The sequence below is a fragment of the Terriglobales bacterium genome (assembly GCA_035561515.1).
Classification (GTDB): Bacteria; Acidobacteriota; Terriglobia; order Terriglobales; family Acidobacteriaceae; genus DATMXP01.
The window spans coordinates 25,883-50,666 of record DATMXP010000043.1 but is presented as its reverse complement, the minus strand read 5'-3'; the positions used below and the strand labels follow the sequence as shown (position 1 = coordinate 50,666).

At 57.2% G+C, this 24,784-nt stretch carries 24 protein-coding genes; 16 read left to right on the top strand and 8 right to left on the bottom strand.

Translation table 11 applies throughout. The features are described from left to right. The first annotated feature begins 58 nt into the window (after positions 1-58). From VN577_19120 to VN577_19100, 5 genes are read left to right on the top strand one after another with little or no spacing between them, the layout of a single operon-like run. Entirely contained in the window at positions 59-841 is a 783-nt protein-coding gene (locus VN577_19120; protein ID HWR16948.1) for a beta-ketoacyl-ACP reductase, read from the top strand. 41 nt (positions 842-882) lie between these two features. Further along, complete coding sequence (locus VN577_19115; protein ID HWR16947.1) at positions 883-1,881, top strand: ketoacyl-ACP synthase III; 999 nt, start codon at positions 883-885, stop codon at positions 1,879-1,881. A 9-nt stretch (positions 1,882-1,890) separates the two neighbouring features. Next, positions 1,891-2,829 carry an alpha/beta hydrolase gene (locus tag VN577_19110; GenBank protein ID HWR16946.1) on the top strand — a complete coding sequence of 313 codons (939 nt, stop codon included), beginning with the start codon at positions 1,891-1,893 and terminating at the stop codon, positions 2,827-2,829. Next, positions 2,826-4,364, top strand: coding sequence for a long-chain fatty acid--CoA ligase (locus VN577_19105; GenBank protein ID HWR16945.1), 1,539 nt, complete (start codon positions 2,826-2,828; stop codon positions 4,362-4,364). The genes VN577_19110 and VN577_19105 overlap by 4 nt, the downstream gene beginning before the upstream one ends. Before the next feature lie 13 nt (positions 4,365-4,377). Beyond that, on the top strand, positions 4,378-5,580 hold the full coding sequence (locus tag VN577_19100; GenBank protein ID HWR16944.1) for a thiolase family protein: 1,203 nt from the start codon (positions 4,378-4,380) through the stop codon (positions 5,578-5,580). Positions 5,581-5,638: 58 nt separating this feature from the next. Here the strand turns inward: VN577_19100 and VN577_19095 are convergent, their stop codons facing one another. Further along, positions 5,639-6,187: a cytochrome P460 family protein gene (locus VN577_19095; GenBank protein HWR16943.1), complete on the bottom strand. Its 549-nt coding sequence runs from the start codon at positions 6,185-6,187 to the stop codon at positions 5,639-5,641. A gap of 267 nt (positions 6,188-6,454) precedes the next feature. Here VN577_19095 and VN577_19090 point away from each other — a divergent pair, with 267 nt between their 5' ends. From VN577_19090 to VN577_19080, 3 genes are all read left to right on the top strand, one after another. Then, a complete protein-coding gene (locus VN577_19090) occupies positions 6,455-7,636 on the top strand; it encodes a histidine kinase (GenBank protein ID HWR16942.1) in 1,182 nt (393 codons plus the stop codon). Further along, positions 7,636-8,439, top strand: coding sequence for a LytTR family DNA-binding domain-containing protein (locus tag VN577_19085; protein HWR16941.1), 804 nt, complete (start codon positions 7,636-7,638; stop codon positions 8,437-8,439). Before VN577_19090 ends, VN577_19085 begins: the two co-directional genes overlap by 1 nt. An 850-nt stretch (positions 8,440-9,289) precedes the next feature. Beyond that, positions 9,290-10,540 carry a PLP-dependent aminotransferase family protein gene (locus VN577_19080; protein ID HWR16940.1) on the top strand — a complete coding sequence of 417 codons (1,251 nt, stop codon included), beginning with the start codon at positions 9,290-9,292 and terminating at the stop codon, positions 10,538-10,540. Positions 10,541-10,580: 40 nt separating this feature from the next. On the opposite strand, the gene VN577_19075 is transcribed toward VN577_19080, so the two are convergent. Next, on the bottom strand, positions 10,581-11,420 hold the full coding sequence (locus tag VN577_19075) for a DUF1003 domain-containing protein (protein HWR16939.1): 840 nt from the start codon (positions 11,418-11,420) through the stop codon (positions 10,581-10,583). Positions 11,421-11,644: 224 nt separating this feature from the next. Between VN577_19075 and dnaK the strand changes: the two genes are divergently transcribed. The 5 genes from dnaK to VN577_19050 all read left to right on the top strand — a co-directional run bounded on the left by dnaK (position 11,645) and on the right by VN577_19050 (position 16,455). Beyond that, a complete protein-coding gene (gene dnaK, locus VN577_19070; GenBank protein ID HWR16938.1) occupies positions 11,645-13,579 on the top strand; it encodes a molecular chaperone DnaK in 1,935 nt (644 codons plus the stop codon). Between the two features lie 202 nt (positions 13,580-13,781). Beyond that, positions 13,782-15,008, top strand: a complete 1,227-nt coding sequence (locus VN577_19065; GenBank protein HWR16937.1) for a J domain-containing protein — start codon at positions 13,782-13,784, stop codon at positions 15,006-15,008. 74 nt (positions 15,009-15,082) lie between these two features. Next, positions 15,083-15,589, top strand: a complete 507-nt coding sequence (locus VN577_19060) for a GNAT family N-acetyltransferase (protein HWR16936.1) — start codon at positions 15,083-15,085, stop codon at positions 15,587-15,589. Between the two features lie 12 nt (positions 15,590-15,601). Beyond that, positions 15,602-16,042 carry a hypothetical protein gene (locus VN577_19055; GenBank protein HWR16935.1) on the top strand — a complete coding sequence of 147 codons (441 nt, stop codon included), beginning with the start codon at positions 15,602-15,604 and terminating at the stop codon, positions 16,040-16,042. Positions 16,043-16,053: 11 nt separating this feature from the next. After that, positions 16,054-16,455 carry a helix-turn-helix transcriptional regulator gene (locus tag VN577_19050; GenBank protein ID HWR16934.1) on the top strand — a complete coding sequence of 134 codons (402 nt, stop codon included), beginning with the start codon at positions 16,054-16,056 and terminating at the stop codon, positions 16,453-16,455. A gap of 3 nt (positions 16,456-16,458) precedes the next feature. On the opposite strand, the gene VN577_19045 is transcribed toward VN577_19050, so the two are convergent. Beyond that, positions 16,459-16,998 (bottom strand): hypothetical protein, encoded by a 540-nt coding sequence (locus VN577_19045; GenBank protein ID HWR16933.1) that lies wholly within the window; start codon positions 16,996-16,998, stop codon positions 16,459-16,461. 13 nt (positions 16,999-17,011) lie between these two features. Then, on the bottom strand, positions 17,012-17,521 hold the full coding sequence (locus VN577_19040; protein ID HWR16932.1) for a hypothetical protein: 510 nt from the start codon (positions 17,519-17,521) through the stop codon (positions 17,012-17,014). 150 nt (positions 17,522-17,671) lie between these two features. Here VN577_19040 and VN577_19035 point away from each other — a divergent pair, with 150 nt between their 5' ends. Continuing rightward, entirely contained in the window at positions 17,672-18,433 is a 762-nt protein-coding gene (locus VN577_19035; GenBank protein ID HWR16931.1) for a VOC family protein, read from the top strand. A 55-nt stretch (positions 18,434-18,488) separates the two neighbouring features. Here the strand turns inward: VN577_19035 and clpB are convergent, their stop codons facing one another. The 3 genes from clpB to VN577_19020 all read right to left on the bottom strand — a co-directional run bounded on the left by clpB (position 18,489) and on the right by VN577_19020 (position 22,422). Next, on the bottom strand, positions 18,489-21,146 hold the full coding sequence (gene clpB, locus VN577_19030; protein ID HWR16930.1) for an ATP-dependent chaperone ClpB: 2,658 nt from the start codon (positions 21,144-21,146) through the stop codon (positions 18,489-18,491). A gap of 90 nt (positions 21,147-21,236) precedes the next feature. Next, positions 21,237-21,725 (bottom strand): Hsp20/alpha crystallin family protein, encoded by a 489-nt coding sequence (locus VN577_19025; GenBank protein ID HWR16929.1) that lies wholly within the window; start codon positions 21,723-21,725, stop codon positions 21,237-21,239. A 217-nt stretch (positions 21,726-21,942) separates the two neighbouring features. Beyond that, complete coding sequence (locus VN577_19020) at positions 21,943-22,422, bottom strand: PilZ domain-containing protein (protein HWR16928.1); 480 nt, start codon at positions 22,420-22,422, stop codon at positions 21,943-21,945. A 333-nt stretch (positions 22,423-22,755) separates the two neighbouring features. On the opposite strand from VN577_19020, the gene VN577_19015 reads away from it, so the two are divergent. Further along, on the top strand, positions 22,756-23,946 hold the full coding sequence (locus tag VN577_19015; GenBank protein ID HWR16927.1) for a D-alanine--D-alanine ligase: 1,191 nt from the start codon (positions 22,756-22,758) through the stop codon (positions 23,944-23,946). A gap of 67 nt (positions 23,947-24,013) precedes the next feature. On the opposite strand, the gene rpmB is transcribed toward VN577_19015, so the two are convergent. Continuing rightward, entirely contained in the window at positions 24,014-24,208 is a 195-nt protein-coding gene (rpmB, locus tag VN577_19010; GenBank protein ID HWR16926.1) for a 50S ribosomal protein L28, read from the bottom strand. Positions 24,209-24,316: 108 nt separating this feature from the next. Between rpmB and VN577_19005 the strand changes: the two genes are divergently transcribed. Beyond that, positions 24,317-24,745, top strand: coding sequence for a DUF971 domain-containing protein (locus VN577_19005; protein HWR16925.1), 429 nt, complete (start codon positions 24,317-24,319; stop codon positions 24,743-24,745). The last annotated feature ends 39 nt before the right edge of the window (positions 24,746-24,784 follow it).

Below are 24,784 nucleotides of genomic sequence, written 5' to 3'. Positions count from 1 at the left end.
CCAATCCAGTGCCGGACGCTTCCGAAAGGAAGCGCCCGGCGGCTGGCGAGTTCCTCTCATGCGCGAAACAGGACTGAAAAATAAGGTTGTGCTCGTAACCGGCGCTTCTGCCGGAATTGGGCGCGCTACCGCATTGCGGTTCGCCGAAGAAGGCGCATGCGTAGCGGCCTGGGACGTGAACGACAGCGGTTCAGACGCACTCATACAGGAAATCAGGAAAGCAGGCGGTCAGGGAGTCTTTCGCAAAGTCAACGTCACCGACGCGACCTCCGTGCAGGACGCGGTGAAGGAGATCGTCCAGTCATGGGGACGTCTCGATGTCCTGGTCAACAACGCCGGAATTACCCGTGACGCCCAATTGATCAAGTGGAAAGACGGCGCACAGACCGGAATGATGGAGGATGCCGCATTCGATGCTGTGGTCAGCGTGAACCTGAAGGGCGTCTTCAACTGCACGCGCGCGGTCGTTCCCCAAATGATCAAGCAGGGTGGCGGCGTCATCCTGAACGCATCTTCGGTGGTTGGTCTTTACGGCAATTTCGGGCAGACCAATTACGTAGCGACGAAGGCGGGTGTCATTGGTATGACGCGCACCTGGGCGCGTGAACTCGGCAGATACCAGATTCGCGTAAACGCCGTGTGCCCGGGGTTCATTGGGACGGAGATGGTCCGTGCCATGCCCGAGAAGGTCATTGAGAACATGAAATCGCACACACCGCTGGGAAGACTCGGCGAACCCGCCGATATCGCCGAGACCTATGCCTGGTTGGCGTCGGATCGTGCCAGCTTCGTACACGGGGCGGTAATTTCCGTCGATGGCGGCATCGTCCTCGGAACGTAAATTCAGCCCGGGCATTACAGTCCCGGCAGCAAGGATGAGTTATGACACGCTACGGAACAATTGTGTCCACGGCGCGCTATGTGCCCGAGATCGAAATCACCAACGATGAAATGCGTAAGCGTCTCGCGCACGTTCCTGATTTCGTGGACAAGATGGAAGCCGGCACCGGTATCAAAACCCGCTTCTATGCCCCGGAGAACTGGAGTACCTCGGACGTTGCGCTGCCGGCCGCAAAGCTTGCTCTCGAACGAGCAGGCCGGCGTCCCGAGGATGTGGACCTGATTCTGCTCGGGACGGATTCGCCCGACTACATCACCCCGGCAACCTCTGTCGTTCTACAGCACAAACTTGGCGCGAAGAACGCCGGCACATTCGACATCGGTTGTGCGTGCGCCTCTTTCCCGACGGCATTGGCGACAGCGGCGGGTCACATCGCGACCAACCCCACCATTAAGACGGTGCTGGTTCTTGGCGTGTACCTGATGCACAAACTGGCCGACCCCAAAGACCCGATGTCGTTCTTCTACGGCGACGGCGCGGGTGCGGCTGTGGTCGAGCCGGCATCGGAGCCGGGTTTTGTCACGTCGGCGTTTCAGGCGGATGGTTCGTACGCCCCATTCTGGGGGATCTTTTCGGGTGGTACAGCCGAGCCTGCGAACGAAGACGCGCTGAAAAACGGCCGGACTAAGGTGAAGATGACGAACCGCTATCCACCGGAGATTAATGATCAGGGGTGGCCAAAGCTCGCCCGCAAACTGGCGGCTAACGGCGGGTTTGGGCTGAACGACGTCGATATGTACATCTTCACGCAGGTGCGGAAAGCGACGATCGAGCTGGTCATGAAGGACCTGGGACTCCCGATGGAGAAGACGCACACCATCATGGAAGAGTACGGATATACCGGTTCGGCATGCGTGGGTATGGCGCTCGATGACGCGATCGAAAAACGCAAGATACGTCCGGGGGATCTTGTTGCGATGATCGGATCGGGTGTGGGTTACAACCAGGCCGGGGTTGCATTCCGTATGCCGCGAGATTAGGTCGCATCGATGCAGAGACTCATCTTGCTCATAGCGGGAATACTCGTTCTCGGTATCGTTGCCGTTATCGGGTTTTCATGGATGCGTCCGCTGACCGTTGCAGCGTGGATGAACCGGCGCGCACTCACGAAGGCCGGATTCGTTAAGACCCAAATCGACAGTGCAGCAGGGAAGCAGAGAATGTTCGTCGGCGGCAAAGGGCCGACCATCATCCTGCTGCATGGTGCAGGCGATCAGGCGGGCGCGTGGGCGAAGGTGGCACCGGCACTGACTTCGAACTATCGCGTTCTGGCACCGGACCTTGCCGGGCACCAGGAGAGCGAACCGAAGTCGGGGCCGCTCAGTGTTGGAGTACTGCTGCAGGGCCTCGAAGGCGTTGTGGACGGCGAGTCCGGTAAGGTGACGATCGTCGGAAACTCCCTTGGTGCGTGGGTCGCGATGTTATATGCCCACAAGCATCCGGAGAAGGTGGAGCGCATCGTGCTCGTAAACGGTGGCGCCATTGTTGGTGACCGGCCGGACCTTACGCTAACTCCCAAGAACCGAGACGAGGCGCGCAAGCTTCTGTCTGAGATCATGGATCCCGGCAGTGCCAGGATTCCCGATTACGTCGTCGACGACATTGTGCGCCAGGCGCAGACCGGGCCGCTGATGCGCCTTTCAGAGACGGCGTCGGAAATGCCGAAGTACCTGCTGGAAGGCCGGCTGGGAGAGATCAAGACTCCGGTGAGCCTGGTGTGGGGCGAATCCGACAAAATGATGTCGGTGGCCTACGCGAAACGAATGCAGCAGCAGTTGCCGATAGCGTCGTTAATGCTGATCCCGCGATGCGGTCATGCACCGCAGATGGAATGCCCACGGGCACTTACAGAGGCGCTAACGAAAGTGTTGGCATCGCCAGTGACACCGACCCAGCCAGAGAGCACCACAACCGGAGAGGCGAAATGATTGCCGGCGACCTGCTTGGTGAACGCGCGCGGCTGACTCCCGACAAGGTAGCGCTGATCGTCGCCGCAACCGGCGAGAGGTTTACGTACGCGCAACTCGACGATCGTGCAGTTCGTTGCGCGAGAGTGTGGTCGCAGCTCTCGATCCAGAAGGGCGATCGCGTCGGCATCCTTGCCCATAACCGCCTTGAATTCGTAGACGCCTTTTTCGCAGCGGGCAAGCTTGGCGCCATCCTCGTGCCCCTGAGCACCAGACTGACGGCGCACGAATTGGCGTACATCGTGCGCGATAGCGGGATGGTCGCGTTGATGTACGACGGCGATTTTGCCGAGACGGTAGGCAAGTTGCGCGACAGCGTGGATGTTCGGAACTGGATCGCCCTTGATGCCGCGCAAAGTCCCCCCGACGTTCCATACCCCGATGAACTTACCCGGGCAAAAGCGGAGGGCTTCGTTGCTACGCGCTGCGAGCCTGAATCCGTCTACTGCCTGCTCTACACCAGCGGTACCACGGGGAAGCCCAAGGGCGTCATGATTCCGCATCGCATGATCGTGTGGAACGCCTACAACACGGTCATGAGCTGGCAACTGCGGGACACCGACATTAGCCCGATCTTCACGCCGATGTATCACGCGGGCGGATTGAACGTGTTCCTGACGCCGCTGTTCGCCGTGGGCGGCAGCATCATCATCCACAAGGGTTTTGACGCGACCGAGGTCTGGAGAACGCTCGCGGAAGAGAAGTGCACCGTGGTGATGGGTGTGCCGACAATTTACAAGCTGCTGATGGAAGCGCCGGAGTTTACCACTACAAAGCTGCCGAACTTGCGGTGGCTCATCAGCGGCGGCGCACCCTTGCCGCACTACATCATCGAAAACTACTCGGCACGGGGCATCACCTTTAAGCAGGGTTATGGACTCACGGAAGCAGGCGTAAACTGCTTCGCGATGACCCCAGAGGATTCAGTCCGCAAGCTCGGTTCCATCGGCAGGCCGATGTTGTTCTGCGAAGCGCGCCTGGTGGATCCCGAGGGGCAAGACGTTACGGCCAACGACGTTGGGGAACTTTGGCTGCGTGGACCGCACGTCTGCAAGGGATATTGGAACCAACCGGAAGCTACCGCATCAACGATAGATAGTGAGGGATGGCTGCATACGGGCGACCTGGCGCGCAAAGACGAGGAAGGGTTCTTCTACATTGCGGGTCGATCGAAGGATATGTTCATCAGTGGCGGAGTGAACGTGTATCCCGCAGAGATTGAAGCGGAGTTGCTGACGCACCCTGACGTGAAAGACGCGGCGGTAATTGGAGTTCCGCACGCAAAGTGGGGTGAAGTTGGCGTGGCGTTCGTCGTCGCCGGTAAAGAAGGGCTGAAGCCGGAAGAGTTGGTTACATATTTGTCGGAACGGCTGTCGAAGTACAAGATTCCTAGAGAGTTTGTATTCACGAACGAACTACCCAGGAGCGCATACGGGAAAGTTGTGAAACCTCAGTTGCAAGAAGAATGGAAGACTCGGCGTGCAAGCGCCGGATGACAGGAGTTCGCAAATGAAAAAGGTCTATATCGCTGCTTATAACCAATCGAAATTCGGCAAGCTCATGGACATGACGACACCGCAGATCGTTAGCAACGCCGTGAACGCCGCCTGCCGCCAGATCAACATTGAACCCGCTGCCATCGACGTAGGCTCGATCGGCGCCGCGTGTAACTTTTCGCTGAACCACCAGGGTTTGCTCTCCGGGCTCATGGCAATGGTTCCCGGCCTCGAAGCCAAGCCGATGGAAGCCGTTGAGAACGCGTGCGCATCCGGCGGACAGGCCGTCCTCAGCGTAATTCAGAAGTTGTTGCTCGGCCTGGGCGACACCGGTATCGCGGTCGGCTACGAGAAGATGCGCGACAAGGAAGGCAAGATGGACGGCAAACTCATCGGCGAGGTCCTCGGATATTTCTCGTATCCCGACGAGCGCGAGGGAAAGACGTTCGTGTTCCCGCACCTGTTTGCCGAAGTGATGCAGGAATATATGCAAACGTACGGGGTCAGCGAGGAAGACCTGGCAAGAATCGCCGTGCAGGAATACGCGAATGCCAAGTACAACCCTTGCGCTCAGATGAGTAAGGTGCAGATCACGCTCGAGCAGGCGATGAAAATCGAAGGGATCAATCGCTACGTCGTGGAAGGGCTGCCGCTGAAAACCTACGACTGCTCCCAGATCACCGACGGGTATGCTGCCCTGATCCTGGCGACGGAAGATGGGTTGAAGAAACTCGGTGTGCCGAAGTCGGACTGCGTTGAGATTGCCGGTTTTGCCCAGGCGACCGATCCACTGAGGAAAGTTGGCCGCGAAGTCCTGAAAGCACGCGGTGCACACACGGCAATGCGGAAAGCATACGAGATGGCCGGCGCGCTGCCGCAGGACGTCAATGTCGCCGAGGTGCATGACTGCTTCAGCGTCATGGGTGCGATTGGCGCTGAGGTCATCGGGAAGGCTCCGCTGGGCAAAGGCGCTCAGTACTGGAAGGAAGGGAAGGCGAATCCGGATGGCGAATGCGCTATTAACACCTCTGGCGGATTGATCGCCAAGGGACATCCAATCGGCGCAACGGGAATCGCCATGATCGGATGGGCCGCGTTGCAGCTACAGGGCAAGGTCGCGCCGGAGCTTCAGGTGAAGAACCCGAAATACGCGGCAACCTTCAACATCGGTGGGCCGATCTGCGCGTCCGTGTGTACTGTTCTGAAGCACGCATAAACAAGAAATCCTCACCTGCCGGGGGATGACAGGTGAGGATTCTTCCTGAGACAAACCGTTAGAACAACGTGGGTGACACTGTCGAAGGCTTGGCGTTAATTACCGCGCGAAGCGTCGGAACCGCCATGGCCAGCATGAAATCTGTCGGATGCTCGCAATCTTCGCAATTGCCGGTCACCAACGGCGCAGCGGTACGCTGGGCAGTGATGCGGTCGTAAATAATCCCGTAATAGCTCCACGGTTCCGCGAGGTTCGAATCGTCCTTTACGGCGGCTTCCAGTGCCATCAGGGCGCACGTGTGTTTTGCCGCTTTGGGATTGCGCATCTCCAGAACGATAACGGTACGGTTCGGCCACTGTCCGGTCTTGTTGAAGTGCTCGAACGCCGTTGGTTCCACGAACACTTTGCTCGCAACGTGCTTGTGGGTATGCTTCGGGATCCCTGGAGCGGAGGGCGAAAGCACCACCCAACTGTGATAATTGGCCGGAAGCAGCAGTTCATTGCTGCCGCTCAGCCGCGCGGAACTTGAGAAGCTCGGAGCCTTTTCGCTGGCCAAGGCAGTGCCGGCGACGAAAACACACAACAGCAACACGGAAACGAGTTTCATACTTCCACTCCGCAACGATCGTGAAACCGAGACTTGGGCCTACGTGGGGTTCTTACCCTAACCCCAGTATTGATTACGCTCAGTTTCGGGCGGAAGTTCACGCTGGGCAATCAGGTTGGGATGAGATGCCAAGTCTTCGGGATAGACGTACTTGGGTTTCCGCCAAGTTCGACGGGAACCCTTGTTTGGACGGAAAATAGGAGTAATGTTTCTGGGCTCAGGCAAGGCATTATTCGTTCACGTGCAGTGCGGACTGGAGGGTCCCAGATGCGCATAACACCGGATCGCATGACTCCCACTCTGAAATGGGGCCTCATTGTTCTATTCTGGCTGGGGTGGTCGGCGACCTGTACAACTTTTGCTTATTCTTGGCGCCTTGCTATAGGAAGGCCTACCACCTGGATCCACCTCGCGCCGCTGTACTTTGTGGCCTACTCCTTCTGGGGACCGCTGTTTACGCCATTCACGATCTGGATGGCGAAGCGATTCACCATCGAAAAAACAAAGTGGTTTCGTTCGGTGATGATGCACGTAATTGCGGCGCCTGCCGTCCTTGTGGTGCACGGCATTATCATCACGGCCTTTGACCCGTGGATCTGGCCCGAACTTGCGCGAAAGCAGACCTACCTTCAGTCGTTGCGCCGGAACTTTCTCGCCAGCGGCAGCGACGACCTGTTCATCTATTCGAGCATTGTCATCCTTGTGCACGGATGGCTCTATTACCAGCGTTACCGCGACCGCGAGCTTCAAGCGACGCTGTTGGAGGCCCAACTGGCGAAGGCCCAGCTCCAGGCGCTGAAAGTGCAGTTGCACCCGCATTTCCTATTCAACACGCTGAACAGCGTTAGCGAGCTCATGCATCAGGACGTTAGCGTCGCGGAGCGGGTTATCACCCGATTGAGCGATCTGCTGCGCATCACGCTGGAGAACATCGGCACTCAGGAAGTTACGCTGCGTGATGAACTTGAATTCGTGAAGGGCTACCTGGAAATTGAGCAAACTCGTTTTCAGGATCGCTTGAAAGTGTCGCTCGACATCGCTCCGGAAACTCTCGATGCCCGGGTGCCCAACCTGCTGCTACAGCCGATTGTGGAAAACGCCATCCGGCACGGGATCTCGAGGAGAGCCGAGAACGGTCTGATTCAGATCAGGACAGAGAAGAAAGGTGACCAGGTTCTGGTTACGGTCGATGACAACGGTCCGGGCTTAAAAACAAGCGGACGTTCGGTGGCTTCCAATTTTGGAATTGGGCTCAGCACCACCCGTGCGCGCCTCGACTTCCTGTATGGGCGAAATTACGCACTGGAACTGAACAATCGGCCCGAGGGTGGGCTACAGGCCCGTATTGTCATCCCGTATCACTCGTCCGTTCTGCTTCAGCCGCAGGTCGAAAAAGGTTCGCTAACGGTTCATCCCGACGTGCGTCCAATGCTCGAAGGGGTACGTTGATGATCCGAGCTGTTGTCGCTGATGATGAGCCGTTAGCAAGAAACCGTATTCGGCGCCTGCTATCGGGCGAAAAAGATGTGGAGATCGTGGCTGAGTGCCGGAATGGCAAAGAAGTAGTGGAAGCCCTCGATCACTTCCAGCCTGACCTGCTGTTCCTGGATGTGGAAATGCCCGAACTGGATGGGTTCGGTGTACTGGAGCAGGTCGGCGTCGAGAGTATGCCTGTCGTGATCTTCGTGACCGCCTATGACCAGTATGCGGTCCAGGCCTTTGAAACCCACGCACTGGATTACCTGCTAAAGCCCTTTGACCAGGAACGCTTCCTGAAGGCGCTGCAAAGGGCGCGAGCCCAGATTGAACGCTCCCGCAGCGGCGATATCACCGCCCGGTTACTGGCAATGATGCACGACGTTCGGCCGCAACCAGCGCCTCCGTCTGACAGGCTGGTTATCAAGACCGGGGGCAGGGTGGTGTTCCTGAAATCGGAAGAGATCGACTGGGTGGAGGCGGCCGCGAATTACGTCCGCATTCATACCGGCCATGATGAGTATCTTATGCGTGAAACCATGAACGCTTTCGAGGCGAAACTCGACCGCCGGCGCTTCATGCGCATTCATCGCTCGATCATCGTCAACTTGGAGAAAATAAAAGAGCTACAGCCTTGTAATAACGGCGAGTATATCGTCGTTCTGCGGACAGGAAAGGAGCTTTCCTTGAGCCGCAGTTTCCGGGACCGGATTCAGGACTATCTCCGGCGGAGTCCAACGTTCCTCCGGGGTTCGTCCATGCAAAGCACGGCCTAAACGCCCTCCAAAACAAGAGTTTTTGCCCCGAACCGCAAGGTTCGGGGCTTGCTATTGGGTTACTGTATTAACTCATCTTCGCCACGTCGCGCTTGTTAATACCAATCCGCTCCCAGTAAAACCAGCACTCGTCTGGGCCGGACATTTTACCGAGCGTGACATAACACTTGGCAGGAGGTTCGTTAATACCGCGTTCCCATCTGGACACCGCCATAGCGGAAACGCCCAGGCGGTTAGCGAACTCTGTTTGGCTGAGGTTTAGACGTGCCCGGAGCTTTTCGATCCGGGTCGCCCAGGTTGGTTTAGCGAGTTTAACTGCAGCGCGCACGTTTCGTCCTTGACAGTTGTAACTTGTGAGTTATAGCTTAGTTTCCCAGTACGAAAATTCTCGTAACAGGGTGAGTCACCGTTGGTGACAGCGAATAATAACAAACAATCGAGTTTCAAGCGATATCAACTGTATCGAGGTTTGTACAGTCGCGTCGCACGTAAATTAGGTGTTGATCGTTCGTACGTAAGTCGTGTAGCACGCGGCGAACGAAAATCAACGGAAATTGAAGCTGCTCTCCAGGCCGAACTGAAGCGTATCGAGCGCCTCTAACCCCCGTTTTACCTCCATCCAGTGGCGTTCCATGCGCCATTGGATGGTTTCGTGTTACGTGCAAACCTCTTGGTACAGTGAACCTGTCCTAACGACAATGGCTGCGGAAGCGAAGTGTCCTTGCCGCGCTTCACGGTAGAAGCAGCCAACTCTTTGTTCTTGCTTAACGAGAGTGTAACCCTACTTCGGTAATCTACGTCACTGCAATTTTGCGCCATTTTTAAGTAGTTTTTGTGCGGAGGCCCTTTTATGGGAACGCCGTGGTCGCATCGTTACGCGCAACGAACCCGCACGATTAAGAGCTCCGCGATTCGCGAACTTTTGAAGCTCACTCAAAGACCGGAAGTGATTTCTTTCGCCGGCGGATTGCCTGCCCCGGAAGTCTTTCCTTTGGAACGTTTTCAGGAGGCATGCAGGAAGGTGCTGGCCGAGCAGGGCCCGGCCGCTTTGCAGTACAGTACAACGGAGGGCTATCTGCCCTTGCGCCAGGCCATCGCTGCCAACCTCCAGCGGTACGGAATCCTCGCTACCCCCGACAACGTTATGCTTACCAGCGGATCGCAACAGGCACTAGACCTGATCGCGAAACTGCTCATTAACCGGGGGGACAGGCTGCTGGTGGAGGCCCCCACATACCTCGGCGCTCTACAGGCCTTCAATGTATTTGGCGCGGAGTACGTAAGCGTACCGACCGATCATGACGGTCTTCGTACAGATCTTCTCGAAGAAGCGCTGCGTTCGGGCCCGAAATTCATGTATATCCTGCCGAATTTCCAGAACCCGAGCGGGGTTACGCTCTCTCTCGAGCGGCGGCAGCAGCTGGTTTTCCTGGCCAATAAATACGGCATTCCGATCATCGAAGACGACCCGTACGGTCAACTGCGTTATGAAGGCGAACATCTGCCGCCGCTGGTGGTTCTGGACAGGGAGAACCTCCGCCGTGATAACGGTTACTCTCTTGGTAACGTTATCTACTTGAGTACCTTCTCTAAGACTCTGGCGCCGGGAATCCGGTTGGGCTGGATTGTGGCTCCCACCGAAGTTATAGCGAAGCTGGTACAGTTGAAACAGGGGGCCGATCTCCACACCAGCACGTTCAACCAGATGATCGTGTACGAAGTCGCACGCGATGGCTTCCTTGACGCCCACGTAAAGACCATCCGGCAGGTTTACGGCGAGCGTCGCGGCATCATGATTGACGCTATGCGGGAGTATTTCCCGCCACAGGTAAAGTGGACCGAGCCCGCTGGCGGACTGTTCCTTTGGGTAACGATGCCCGAAAACACTGATTGCAATCAACTGCTCAAGGTCGCCATTGACCAGAACGTGGCGTTCGTTCCGGGCGACTGCTTCTATCCCGAAGAAGGGAAGGGAGCGAACAACATGCGTCTGAACTTCTCCAACGCAAAGCCGGAACAGATCCGTGAAGGAATCCGGAGGCTCTCCGTGGCCATCCGCGCCCAGATCGGTGCGCCGGAAATGGTTGCGGTTTCGGTCTGATTTGCGATCTTTTCTGAGGCCGGGAATTGATCCCGGCCTTTTATTTTGTCTGTGTTCTTGCTCGAAGCAGGTCTTCCAGGTCTCCAAGCCGGTCGCTCAAGAAATTGAGCTTGCTGGCGAGACCCTGAATCTCCTTGTGCGCCCGGCGATTCACGTCGAAGTCCAATTCGCTACGCAGCCTGTCTTTCTTGTCCTGGCGATTCTGGCTCATCATGATGACCGGCGCCTGCACAGCGGCCAGCATTGATAGAAACAGGTTAAGCAGGATGAACGGATAAGGATCCCAGGCGGCGTCCCTTAATTTCACGTTCAGGGTGGCGTAACTGATCAGGGACGCGGCAAAGATCAGGATGAACGTCCACGAGCCGCCGAATGAGGCTACGGTATCCGCAATCTTCTCACCCAAGGTCTCCTCTTCTTCAATGATCTCGTTCGGATTGCGATTGGCGCGGATTTGAACGAGTTTCTGCGCGTGATGGAACTGGCGCCCGAGGACGGTCATCATGTCGAGTCCCGCGTGGGGCTTTCGCTCGATCAGGACCGTTATGTCGTGCCGGTCTACCTCTATGCACTCGGTTTCCACGTCGGCGACCGCTTCCGTTTGGTGCGGCGTATGGTCGAGCATAGAGGCGAAGCCGAAGAATTCGCCGGGAGCTGGCTGATCTACCAGCACTTCCTGATTGTCCTCGTCCACCGTGGTTACGCGTACCGCACCGGATATCAGCACATAGGCTCGACCGCCCGGGTCGCCGATCTTCCACACGCGCTGTCGTGGTTCGAATCGCCTGAACTCTACCTGCCCGGCAAGTACGGCAGTTTCCTCGTCGTCCAGCAGGGCGAATAAGGGAACTTTCTTCAGATCTTCAAGCCGACAAGGCATACGAACTCTCCTCCCAATCCCGACATCATCAATACAGGCATAAAAAGACGGCTGCAAGTCCTTAAAAACAGACGAAGAACTGCAACCGGAAGGCATCCGAGGACATCTAAAACTTGACAGTAAGACACTCAAGTTCTATATTGCTGGTGTTATTAAGGTCAGAGTACCTGTAAGTCGCGCATTTATGAGCACTTATAAGCAGTTCCCAGAAGGAGGCCATTCCAATGGCAAAGATTATCGGTATTGACCTCGGCACCACCAACTCGGTGGTGGCCGTCATGGAAGGCGGCGAGCCGAAGGTCATCGCGAACGAAGAAGGCGGTCGCACCACCCCTTCTGTCGTTGCATTTACACAGTCGGGTGAGCGACTGGTGGGTCAGGTCGCGAAGCGTCAGGCCATCACCAATCCCGGCAACACGGTGTACTCGATCAAGCGGTTCATGGGACGCCGCTACGACGAAGTAAACGAAGAAATGAAGATGGTCCCCTACACGGTGGAGCGTGAAGGCGACCACGTCGCCATCATGGCGCAGGGAAAGAAGCACACGCCACCGCAGATTTCGGCCATGATCTTGCAGAAGTTGAAGAAGGCGGCCGAAGACTTCCTCGGTGAAAGCATCTCCGACGCGGTTATCACGGTCCCGGCCTACTTCAACGACGCACAGCGCCAGGCTACGAAAGACGCCGGCCAGATCGCCGGTCTGAACGTGAAGCGCATCATCAACGAGCCCACGGCCGCTGCGCTTGCATACGGGCTCGACAAGAAGAAGGACGAAACCATCGCTGTGTACGACTTCGGTGGCGGCACCTTCGATATCTCGATTCTTGAAGTTGGCGAAGGCGTCATTGAGGTGAAATCCACCAACGGTGATACGCACCTCGGCGGCGACAACCTTGACCAGCGCATCGTCGATTGGCTTATCGACGAGTTCAAGAAAGACGAAGGCCTCGACCTCCGCGCCAAGGGCAACGAAATGGCCCTTCAGCGCCTGCGTGACGCCGCAGAGCGCGCGAAGATCGAGCTTTCTACCACGATGGAGACCGAGATCAATCTGCCGTTTATCACGGCAGATGCGACCGGTCCGAAGCACCTCGTTAAGAAGCTCACCCGCGCGAAGCTGGAAGAGATGGTTCGCGACATCATTGAGCGTTCGACTGCTCCATGCCGTCAGGCGATGAAGGATGCAGGCGTTACAGCCGACAAGATCGACGAAGTAGTGCTTGTCGGTGGCCAGACGCGTATGCCTGCGATTCAGAAGCTGGTGAAAGATCTCTTCGGGAAGGAACCCCACAAGGGAGTGAACCCCGACGAAGTCGTCGCAATCGGCGCGGCAATTCAGGGCGGTGTGCTCGGCGGCGAAGTGAAAGACCTGCTGCTGCTCGACGTGACCCCGCTGACGCTGTCGATCGAAACGCTGGGCGGTGTTTCGACGCCGATGATCCCGCGCAACACCACGATCCCGACTCGCAAGAGTGAGATCTTCTCGACCGCGGCAGACAGTCAGACCTCGGTTGAGGTTCACGTGCTGCAGGGCGAGCGTCCGATGGCGGGGCAGAACCGCACGCTCGGCAAGTTCCATCTGACGGGCATTATGCCGGCGCCGCGTGGCGTGCCGCAGATCGAAGTCACGTTCGACATCGACGCGAACGGCATCCTGAACGTCACCGCGAAAGACCAGGCAACCGGCAAGGACCAGAAGATCACCATCACTTCCTCGTCGGGCTTATCGAAGGAAGAAGTGGAGCGCATGGCGAAGGAAGCCGATGCCCACTCCGCCGAGGACAAAGCCGCGCGCGAGGCGATCGAGTCGAAGAACCAGCTCGACGGTATGGTCTACAACATCGAAAAGATGTTCCGCGAGCATGGCGACAAGATCTCCGGCGATGAGCGCCAGCAGGTCGAAAACGCCCTCGCGGATGCCAAGAAGGCGCTCGAGTCGAATGACAAGGGGCAGATGGATTCCGCGCGGGAACGTCTGACCCAGGCTTCGCACAAGCTGGCCGAGCAGATGTATAAGGCGACAGCTCAGCAGGCGCAACCGGGTGGTCCGCAGGCTGGACCGACTCCGGGCACCGACGGAGCAGGCCCAGGCCAGCAGCAGAAGAAAGACGAAGGCGTGATCGACGCCGAATACGTGGACGTTGAAGACAAGAAGTAAGTAGTGCCAGCGTCTCGCTCGCGCTGTTTTGAACGCGCCACGGATGTCACGGACACGGATTCACTCCGTTACTTTCCGTGTTCGTCCGTGGCTCTCTCATTTTTGTGGATGAGAATTGGCGATACAGTTCGTGTGGTTCGCATTCTTCTTGAGATCGTTGATGCGAAGGACTAAATACTAACTACCAAGTACTAATTACTGAATGCCCGCAACCACCAAAAAGGACTACTACAACACCCTCGGGGTGAAGAAGTCGGCCTCCGCCGAAGACATTCGGAAGGCGTTCCGCAAACTTGCCCGCAAATATCACCCCGACGTCAACCCGGGCGATAAAGCAGCAGAAGAAAAGTTCAAGCAAATATCGGAAGCGAACGACGTCCTTTCCGACCCGAAGAAGCGCAAGCTCTACGACCAGCTCGGGTACTACTCCGACCAGATCGATCCTGCCGCGGCAGAGGCCTACGCGCGCGCGCAACAGGGCGGATACGGCCCCACTCCTGGCGGCGGTCCTCAAGGACAAGGCGTCCCGTTCGACTTCAGCGGGTTCGATTTTTCTGACATCTTCAGTGGTGGCGCTGGTGCCCAGCAACAGACCGGTCGCGCCGGCGGCGGTTTCCGCGACATCTTCTCCGGCATCTTCGGTGGAGGTCAGCGCGGCGGATTCGGCATGGAACAGGAAGGCCCCGAGCCCGGCACCGACCTTGAGTACCAGGTCAACGTCGGATTCTGGCAGGCGATCCGCGGCGACGAGCTTCGCCTGAACATTACACGGTTGGCCAGTTGCGGCAATTGTCATGGCAAGGGCTACCTGGAAGCACCCGGTGTTTGTCCGGAGTGCGGAGGATCAGGCCACATACAGCAGCAGAGCGGACGCATGAAGTTCAACACCGTTTGTCCGCGTTGTGGTGGAAGTGGCAAATCGCGCACGCTGTGTTCCGTCTGCGGTGGTCAGGGGGTGGTCAATCGCAGCGAGCCGATTACAGTCCGAATCAAGGCGGGCACCCGCGACGGCCAGCGCATTCGTCTGGCGGGTCGCGGAAATGCCGGCCCGCGCGGCGGAGCTCCCGGCGATCTCTACATCATCATTCGGACGGGTTCACATCCGGTGTTCCGGCGCGAGGGCGATGACATCTACCTGACCGTTCCCGTGTCGCCGACCGAAGCTGCGCTGGGCGCGAAGGTGGAAGTCCCGACGATCGACGGCCGCGCACTGCTGCGCATTCCTCCCGGAACCCAGTCCGGGCAGAAACTGCGTCTGCGGGAGAAAGGTGTCCCGTCGGCAACGAAGGAAGGCCATCGCGGAGACGAGATCGTGGAGGTGAAGATCACCGTTCCGCATGTGCACGATGAGCGGTCGAAGGAGATATTGCGCGAACTGGCGAAGTTGAACCCGGAAGATCCGCGGGCGGAGTTGTGGAAGGAAATCTAGTATTTAGTCGTTAGTAGTTAGTACTTAGTGGTGCGGGTCTAACGTGAAGGCTAGCGACCAAATACTAAGAACTAATGACCTGTGTGCTTGAGACCGAACGGCTGAGACTCCGCTACCTGCGATCTGATGATCTCGACTCGATGCACGCATATCTGGGCGACGCGAAGACGATGTTGCACTATCCGGCGCCGTTTTCGCGGGAGTTTGTGGAGGAATGGATTGCGAAAAATGCCGACCGGTACGCGGAGTATGGATATGGCCTCTTCGGCGTGGAGTTGAAGTCAACGGGTGAGTTCATCGGTGACTGCGGCATGGTCTGGCAGGACCTGGAAACCGGGCCGGAATTGGAAGTCGGGTACCACTTCCATCGTTCGCACTGGAACCGTGGGTATGCAACCGAAGCTGCGAAAGCGTGCCTCGATTGGGCCCTGGCGAATGCCGGAGTGGATCATGTGATTTCGCTCATCCGTCCGGAAAACGTTGCGTCTGCGCGTGTGGCGGAGAAAAATGGGTTGCGCAAAACGCGGCAGATCATGTGGAAAGGGTTGTTGCATGATGTGTGGAGTATCTCCGCAAGGTGAGGACTGAGAAGTATGACCTCTGTCGAGGAACAGCGTATTGTCAGTTTTAGGCCGCGCTACATTTCGTGGGCCTGGAACGGTCTAGCCGTATTCGGATTGCTTGCGCTGGTGTACTTAGGCGGAAATTTCTTGGTTGACCGCTTTACTAGAGGTTTCTGCGATATCACAGTCGATCACACCACCACCAATGCCGACTCGACCGCGAAGGCAACTCTGTTTAGAACCGAATGTGGAGCGGCAGCTGCGGACCGCGTCCACGTTGTATTGAGCAATGCGAAAGTGGACGGAGTTAAGGACGGATTTGAGGTGCTGACACTGGTAAACGCATCAGGCCCCATCGAAGCAAACTGGATCGGTCCTCGAACTCTGGGTGTGACGTATGCTGCAGGCGAAATTGAGTACCAAGTGCTGAAAACTCGTGGAGTGACCATTCAGCTTGATCGCAAGAGATAGGACCCTGTTGCATGGCTAAACGTAAATCCAAAGGCGCTTACATGATCTCCTCCGTCGCGGAGATGTACGAAATTCATCCGCAGACCCTTCGGCTCTACGAACGTGAGGGCTTGCTGAAGCCATCCCGTACGGAAGGGAACACCCGCCTTTACACTGACGAAGATCTCGAGCGTCTGGAGTTCATCCTCACCCTCGCCCGTGACCTCGGCGTGAACATTTCCGGTATCGCCATCATCCTGCAAATGCGGGAACGCATGGACCAGATGCAAAAGGAAATGAAGGAATTCATGCGGAGCCTGCAACAGGAAATGATGGCGCGCATTCACCAGCCAAACCCAGCTCAGGGCGCCATCATCCCGATTCGCCGTGTCAGTGTTCCACCCACCCCGCCGAACAACAAGGACCGAAAATAGCTGCTATACCGTCTGAGCTTCCGATTCAGCCGCAGCAGGTCTCACAAATTCCATTAGCCGCCACCACACGAATTTCCAGAGCAGAAAATAGGAGATCCCGCTTACCACGTTGTGCCCCATGTTCCACGAAAGTCCGCGTGCCACCAGTACATCCGAGAGGCTGAGACGCACGATGTTGACCGCGAAGAGCACCAATGTGAATCCGGCAAGGAAGAGAAGGTTGGAACGAAGCGTGGCTCGCTGGTTCCAGGTAAGAGGTATAGACGCGCACCACGCGTCGGCGAACGTACACGCGATCACGTAGTGGTAGAAACCGCCCTGCCACATCACTGTTGTTTCGGAGACGCGTTGCAGCGTTACTCCAAGGAGCGCGTCCAAACGGAGGTTCAGCTCCATAGTTAATTGACGGAGCCAATGCCATTCGAAGCTATAGCACACTCCGACCGCAAGCGCCGCGAGCACAAAGCGCGCAACAATGAGTGTGGCCCGGCGGTCACGCCATCGACCGCCGAGCCATGCAGGGTTTACCGTTGTTGAAGACATCAGCGAGAGAGTGTTACTTCCGGTAGCGACGGATCAAGCTGGTACCGAGTCCGAGAGCTGCCATGGTAGCCAGGGCGATTTCTCCCCCGCCCTTATCGCTGCCTTGTTGATCCGTTCCCTGACCTGCTGGAGCCGTATTGCCTGAAGACGTGCTCGCGCTAGTTCCGGTGGTGCTTCCGCTGTCAGGGCTGCCGCCCACGTTACCGCTCGTGCCGCTCTGGTCAGCCTGCGAGCCCGTTGTACCTGAGGTCCCGCTCTGGCCGGCCGCGGAGCCGCTCATCCCGCCCGTGCCCGACTGAGAGTCCGTTTGTGCGCCTGAGGAAGTCGAGCCACCGGTACCCGTAGACGAAGTTCCAGTGCTCTGGCTCCCGGTCTGGTCGCTACCCGTAGTAGCGCCTGTCGAAGACCCAGAGCCCGTGCCTGTGCCACCTGACCCTGAACCGCCACCCGAACCTCCACCCTGCGCCATCAGAAACATGCTGACGCCAAGGCAGAGAGCTAACACTAACAAAATCTTGCGCATCCTTAGTTCTCCTCCATCATGTTATTCATGATGCTTGTGACGAGAGTCAGATGGCTTGCCCGTGTGCGGTGATGTCCCTCTCGCGAACGTTTGGCGGATTTTGTCGTAAAGTACTCGATAGTGAATTCCTGATCAGGAGGATCGTCTCCGATGTGTGCTGCTCGCCCCGGATTTCGTACACTTACTCCCTACATCATCAACTCTGACCCGCCCGCAATGTCGGAATTCCTCCAGAAAGCCTTCGAAGCACGCGAGACCTATCGGGGAATCGGCAGCGGGGGCGGATATCACCTGGAAGTCAGCGTTGGTGACTCGATGCTGATGATCGGCGGTGGGCGCGAGTGGAAAGGGGAGCCGCGCCCAACCGCACTCCATATGTATGTGCCAAACGTAGACCTCGCATATGAGCGTGCTGTTGCAGCCGGAGCAACGGAAGTGATGCCTCCGACGGACCAGGAGTACGGAGACCGCGACTCAGCGCTAAAAGATGCTTGGGGGAACGAGTGGTACCTCGCTACCTATAAGGGAGGAAATTACATCCGTCCCGGCCTGGGAACCATCACGCCATATTTGCACATCACTGGTGCCGAGGAGTTCATCCGTTTTCTACAGAGAGCATTCGACGCCGATCCTTATGAAGTGGAAGTCGTTCCTGAAGAAGGGAATCGCATCATCCATGCTAAAGTCCGCCTCACCGACTCCGTCATTGAAGTTAGCGAAGCGCACGGTCCGTGGCAGCATTTACCTGCCGCCTTTCTTCTGTATGTGGACAATGCCGACGCCTGGTACCGGCGTGCTGTAGCCGGAGAAGCCGTCTCGCTTTCTGAACCGGCCGATCTGCCCTTCGGCAGAAGCGGAACCGTTCGCGACGGTTGGGGTAACCAGTACTACATCACCACCCATAAGGACTGATCTGCTCAAAGAAAGAGCCCAGCCGAATAGGCTGGGCTCGCATGAACGGTAAGTGTCACGCCGGTTGTTTTTCACCCACGCGGTGGCTGACATTGAACTCGATCTGCTTCGTCGATAGATTCGCATCGACGATCACATGATCGCCATGTAGCACTTCTCCATCGAGGATCTTCATCGCCAGCGGATCCTGGATCAGCCGTTGGATTGCCCGCTTCAGCGGACGTGCGCCAAACGCCACGTCGTAGCCTTCCGCGAATACCAGTTCCTTCGCCTTTTCCGTAAGCTCGATCGATATCTTCCGATCCGCTAACAACCGGCGCAGGTCTTCGAGGCGCAGCTCAACGATGTGCATCAACTGCTTCCGCTCCAGCGGATTGAAGATGATGATGTCGTCCACGCGGTTAAGGAACTCCGGTTTGAAGTGTGCGTGTACAGCGTCCATCACCTGCTTGCGCGTTTCTTCAAGCCTGCGCTCCGCATCTTTCTCGGAGGTCCAGGTCCCGCTTAGCTCGGCCTCGGCCTTCATGTACTGCGAACCAAGGTTCGAGGTCATGATGATGACCGTGTTCTTGAAGTCCACCGTGCGGCCCTTGCCATCGGTCAAACGGCCGTCGTCGAGGATCTGCAGCAGCACGTTGAATACATCCGGATGCGCCTTCTCGATCTCGTCGAGCAATACCACCGCATACGGACGCCGCCTCACGGCTTCCGTCAACTGACCACCTTCTTCATATCCCACATATCCCGGAGGCGCGCCGATCAACCGCGACACGGCATGCTTCTCCATATACTCCGACATGTCGATGCGCACCATGTTGTGCTCGTCATCGAATAGAAATTCCGCAAGCGCGCGTGCGGTCTCAGTCTTTCCAACACCCGTCGGGCCGAGAAAGATGAATGACCCAATCGGACGCTTGGGATCGCTCAATCCCGCACGCGAACGACGAACCGCGTTCGCCACGCGCGACAATGCTTCGTCCTGACCAACCACCCGCAGTCTCAGACGGTCTTCCATCTCGACGAGTTTCTTCACTTCACCCTCGAGCATCTTCGACACCGGAATGCCGGTCCACTTCGACACGATGCGGGCGATATCCTCTTCGTCCACCTCTTCTTTCAACATGCGCGAACCCGACGCGCTCCCGTCCATGTGCGCGTTCAATTTGTCGAGTTCCTGCTGAAGTTGCGGCAATTCACCGTACTGGATCTGCGAAGCGCGGTTGTAGTCGCCCTTGCGTGTGGCCGTCTCCTGCTCCAGCTTCAACTGCTCGATTCTCTCCTTCAACTCGCGAACACGATTGATCGAGCCCTTCTCCTGCTCCCATCGCGCACGCAACGCGCTGATCTGCTCATTCAACTCGGCAAGTTGTTTTTCAACTTCAGCCAGTCGCTCCTTCGAGTTGACGTCGTTTTCGCGCGTCAAAGCCTGGCGCTCGATTTCGAGCGAAGTCCGACGCCGCTCAAGCTGGTCTACTTCCGTCGGTACGGAGCCAATTTGCATGCTCAGCGCTGCCGCGGCCTCATCGACCAGGTCGATGGCTTTGTCCGGCAGGAAGCGGTCGGAGATGTAACGGTGCGACAGCGTCGCCGCCGAAACGATCGCTGAGTCCTTGATGCGCACACCGTGGTGAACTTCGTATCGCTCCTTCAACCCGCGAAGAATTGCGATCGTGTCCTCCACGTTCGGCTCGCCAACGAACACGATCTGGAATCGACGTTCGAGCGCGGCGTCCTTCTCGATGTACTTGCGATATTCGTTCAGCGTGGTCGCGCCGATGGCACGCAGTTCGCCACGAGCCAGCGGCGGCTTCAGCATGTTGCTGGCGTCGATTGCACCTTCCGCAGCGCCGGCACCAACCAGCGTGTGAAGTTCGTCGATGAACAGGATGATCTGTCCCTGTGACTCCTCAATTTCCTTCAGCACGGCCTTCAGCCGCTCTTCGAACTCGCCGCGATACTTCGCACCCGCCAGCATCGATCCAAGATCCAACGCGACGAGGCGCTTGTTGCGAAGGACTTCTGGCACGTCTCCGGCAACAATGCGTTGCGCGAGCCCTTCGACGATCGCCGTCTTGCCGACGCCGGGTTCGCCGATGAGCACCGGATTGTTCTTCGTCCGTCGCGCTAGCACTTGCACCACACGGCGCACTTCTTCATCACGCCCGATCACCGGATCGAGTTTTCCGCGGCGCGCCAGGTCAGTCAGGTCGCGAGCATATCGCTCAAGCGCCTGGAACTTCGCCTCCGGATTCTGGTCGGTGACCCGCTGGTTGCCGCGAACCGTCGTCAGCGCCTTTAGGATCGCGTCGTAAGTCGCGCCCGCGCCATTCAGAATCTGCTGTAGTTCGCCCTTCTGCTTTGCTGCCGCAAGCAACAGATGTTCGGTGGAGACGTACTCGTCCTTGAAGTTGTCGGCTTCCTTGAAAGCCTGATCGAACATCTGCGAGGCCGCATTCGACAATTGTGGCTGCGCCGCCGCCCCCGACACCTTCGGCAATCGCTCAATGATCCCGTTCACCTGCGCCAAAAGCTGCTGCGGTCCGGCGCCAACTTTCTCCAGCACCGGAACGACGATCCCTTCGCGATCTTCCAGCAAGGCGGCCAGCACATGCGCCGGCTGCAAATCAGGGTTCCCATTCTCGGAAGCGAGTGTGATCGCCCTCTGGATTGCTTCCTGCGTTTTTACTGTTGTTTTGTCCCAACGTATTGCCATTCAGTTTTCTCTCAATAACTCGGTATCAATGCGTGAAAAGAACAAGGGGAGCAGCCCTCGCCGCTCCCCACCGTTTCCCAGAGACAGCACTTAGGCCGCCTGGCCCTTGGACTCGATGGTCTTCTGTCCGCCTCCGACATTTACCTTGATCTGCTTCGGCTTTGCTTCTGCACGCTTGGCCAGCGTGATCTTCAGTACGCCATTGTCGTAATCGGCCGAAACCTGTTCAGTGTTCACCGTGTTCGGCAGGCTGAAGCTGCGCTGGAATGATCCATAGCGCCGTTCTACGCGATGGAAGTTCTCTTCCTTCACTTCCTTTTCGAACTTGCGTTCGCCGCGAACAGTAATCGTGTTGTTTTCGATCCGGATGTCGAGGTCCTTTTGTTCCACGCCCGGGACTTCCATCTTCAGCACGATGTTCTGCTCAGTCTCATAGATGTCCACCGGGGGAACAAAAGAAGCTGTGGAAATACCCTCTTCACGTCCACCCACGCCAGTTTCCTGGAACAAGCGGTTTACGCGGTCCTGTAGCTGGGCCAGCTCACGGAAGGGATCCCAACGAGTGATCATCGAAGACATGGTTCTAAATCCTCCTGAATCTTCTTAATTAAGTTTTCGCCTAACCACTCGGGTTAGATGCATATCTAAATACATAAGAAGCATAAAATATGAGTGTATTATTGTCAAGTACAGGGGTTGAGTTTCCCATGCCTCATTAACATGATGAAAACAAATTGCTTAGAATAGGAAAAGCCCCGGAGTATCCGGGGCTTTGGAAGCTTGAAATGCTCAGAAATTAGACGTGCGCTTCGGCCATTCTCGGCTGCCGCCGCTCGTGGAGGTATTCGCAGGTCAGAATCTCGATGGCGATCCCGTTCGGGTGCTTCGCATCCTTGCCGCCGCTACGCCGGATGATCTCGACCCGGCAGAAGACCTTGGCCTCACTCTGGCCCGCGATTTCCTGCGGCATCGTGAAGATGACTTCCAATTCGGTGGCCGTCGGCATCGGAGAGTCAGTCACGAAGTACACGCCAGACTGGCTGACGTTGCGGATTGTGCCCTCCGTCCAGGCTTCTTCCACTGAACTGCGGTAGAGGATCGGGGTCTCAATGTGGATTCGGCGGGCGCGAGGCTTCCATCCTGCAGCACGGTTCATCGAGCCACGGTTCTGCACCGCGGTCCCGCGAACCTTGTCAGTCCGTCGCATTGTGTTCCAGTCATAGCCGTATTCTGCGCCGCACCGCAGACACACCTGGTAGTAGTCTCCGGAAGACATTTTCCGGGGCCACGAAAACTCGTGAGCACACGCAAAAATCGGAAGCACGTCAGATAACGTTCGGCCCATACATGCACATGATGCGGAACTCTGCCCTAAGGTGGATAGAGTACCTTGGTGCTAGAGGTACATCGACTTCCGTGCGGCCGCCCCATCCAACCGCATAAACCGAGCAGCAACTAGCAATTAGCAGGACTGAACGGTGGAATCCGACAGTTACTCTGGTCACCGATGAGCTTTTCAGCAGACCATGCCAACTTGCGCCCGCCCCACCACTTGTCACCTTGGCGTTCACTATTCATGGCACTGATTCCACTTGTAGTATGAGAAACGATGGCCAACAAAATCCGCGTAGGTGTTCTTTTCGGAGGCCGTAGCGGCGAGCATGAAGTCTCGCTGCTTTCGGCCGCCTCGGTCCTGAAATACATCGACAAGAAGAAATACGAAGTCGTTCCCATTGGAATTACCAAGGAAGGCCGATGGCTTACGGCCGCGCATGCCGAGCGGCTTCTGCGTGGAGAACACAAGGAAGAAAAGCATCTTCGTGCGGGCGACCCGCAAGCAACCTCAGCGGCTGCTGTGCTCGCGAAAGGTGAGGGTGTCCTCGTACCGCCCCAGCCTTCATCCGACAGTTCCTCGCTGATTCCGCTCGAGAGCGAACATTCCGGTCATCACGCCCTTAGTCCGATTTCCGTGGATGTTATTTTCCCGGTGCTTCACGGTACCTTCGGGGAAGACGGTACCATCCAGGGCCTGCTCGAACTCGCCGATATCGCCTACGTGGGTGCGGGCGTGCTCGGCTCGTCGGCCGGTATGGACAAGGACGTCATGAAGAAGCTCTTCAAATCCGCCGGGCTGCCGATCGTGAAACACGTCACCGTACTTCGCGGCGACTGGGAGAAAGACCCGGCGAAGGCCCGGAAGATAGTTGAGAAAGAGTTGAAGTATCCGGTCTTCGTGAAACCCGCAAATCTTGGCAGCTCCGTCGGAATATCGAAGGTTCACGACCGCAGCGAACTCGATGGCGCCATCTACGAAGCGGCCAAGTACGATCGCAAGATCGTCATCGAGCAGGGAGTCGGAGGAGGCAAGCACGGCAAGGCACGTGAGATTGAATGTGCGGTGCTCGGCAACGACGAGCCTATTGCCTCTGTGGCCGGCGAGATCGTGCCCTCCGCTGAGTTCTACGATTACAACGCCAAGTACATCGACGAGGGATCGAAATTGATGATCCCGGCAAAGATCTCGAAGAAGAAGCAGAAGGAAGTGCAGCAGATGGCCATCGGTGCCTTCAAGGCCGTGGACTGCTCCGGCCTAGGGCGGGTCGATTTTCTGCTCGACCCCAAAACCGAAAAGCTCTACCTGAACGAGATCAACACCATGCCGGGGTTTACGTCCATCAGCATGTATCCGAAGCTGTGGGACGCCACCGGCGTAAGTTATCCGGAGCTAATCGACCGGCTCATTCAGTTGGGCCTGGAACGCTTCGCCGAGAAGAAGAGGAACAAGTACACGAAGGAGTGATTGATTCCCAGCAAACACAGATAAGCCTCCCGGTTGGGAGGCTTTCTTTTGAACAAGACCTGCGATCTTACGCCTTTACGACTTTGCCGCTACGCATACACGACGCGCAAACACGCATCTTACGGCTGTTGGTCGAACCCGCCACTTTGGCGCGGACCGGGCGCAAATTGATGTTCCAGCGCCGCTTGGTCACATTGTGGGCGTGGCTGACGTTGTTACCGCTGCGCGGCTTCTTGCCGCAAACCTGACATACCTGTGCCATGACTTCCTCAGAAAACGTTAGAACTTATCGTGCAACTCATTGATTTTAGCGGAATAGCGTGATTTCGGCAACCCGAGCTGTAGCGTTCGCTCATGCGATACTAACTACATGCCGGTCAAAGTACCACAGATTGCCGGGGCGACGGACCCGAAAGCCGTCAACATCCACCTGACCACCGGGGAAGGCGTGGACATCACGTGGAAGGACGGCCATCAGAGCCATTATTCGTTCAAGTACCTGCGCGACGCTTGTCCCTGCGCCATGTGCGACCAGGAGCGCGTGAAATCCGACCGTGAGCCCGGAGACCCCGAAAAGCCGAAGCCGGGTGCGCTGCCCATGTTCAAGCCGGCTCCGAAGCCTGTAAAAGCCAGCGCTGTAGGGAAGTACGCGATTCAGTTCACCTGGAACGATGGCCACGAGCACGGCATTTTTTCATGGGATTTTCTGAGGGCCTTCTGTCCTTGCGACGAATGCGCCGAGAAGCGTCGCGCCGCCAAGAAGCCCGGCGAAGGTGTAACGCGAACTACGCCACATTAACCGCCAAGGACACCAGTCACACTGAGGAAAATCTCTCAA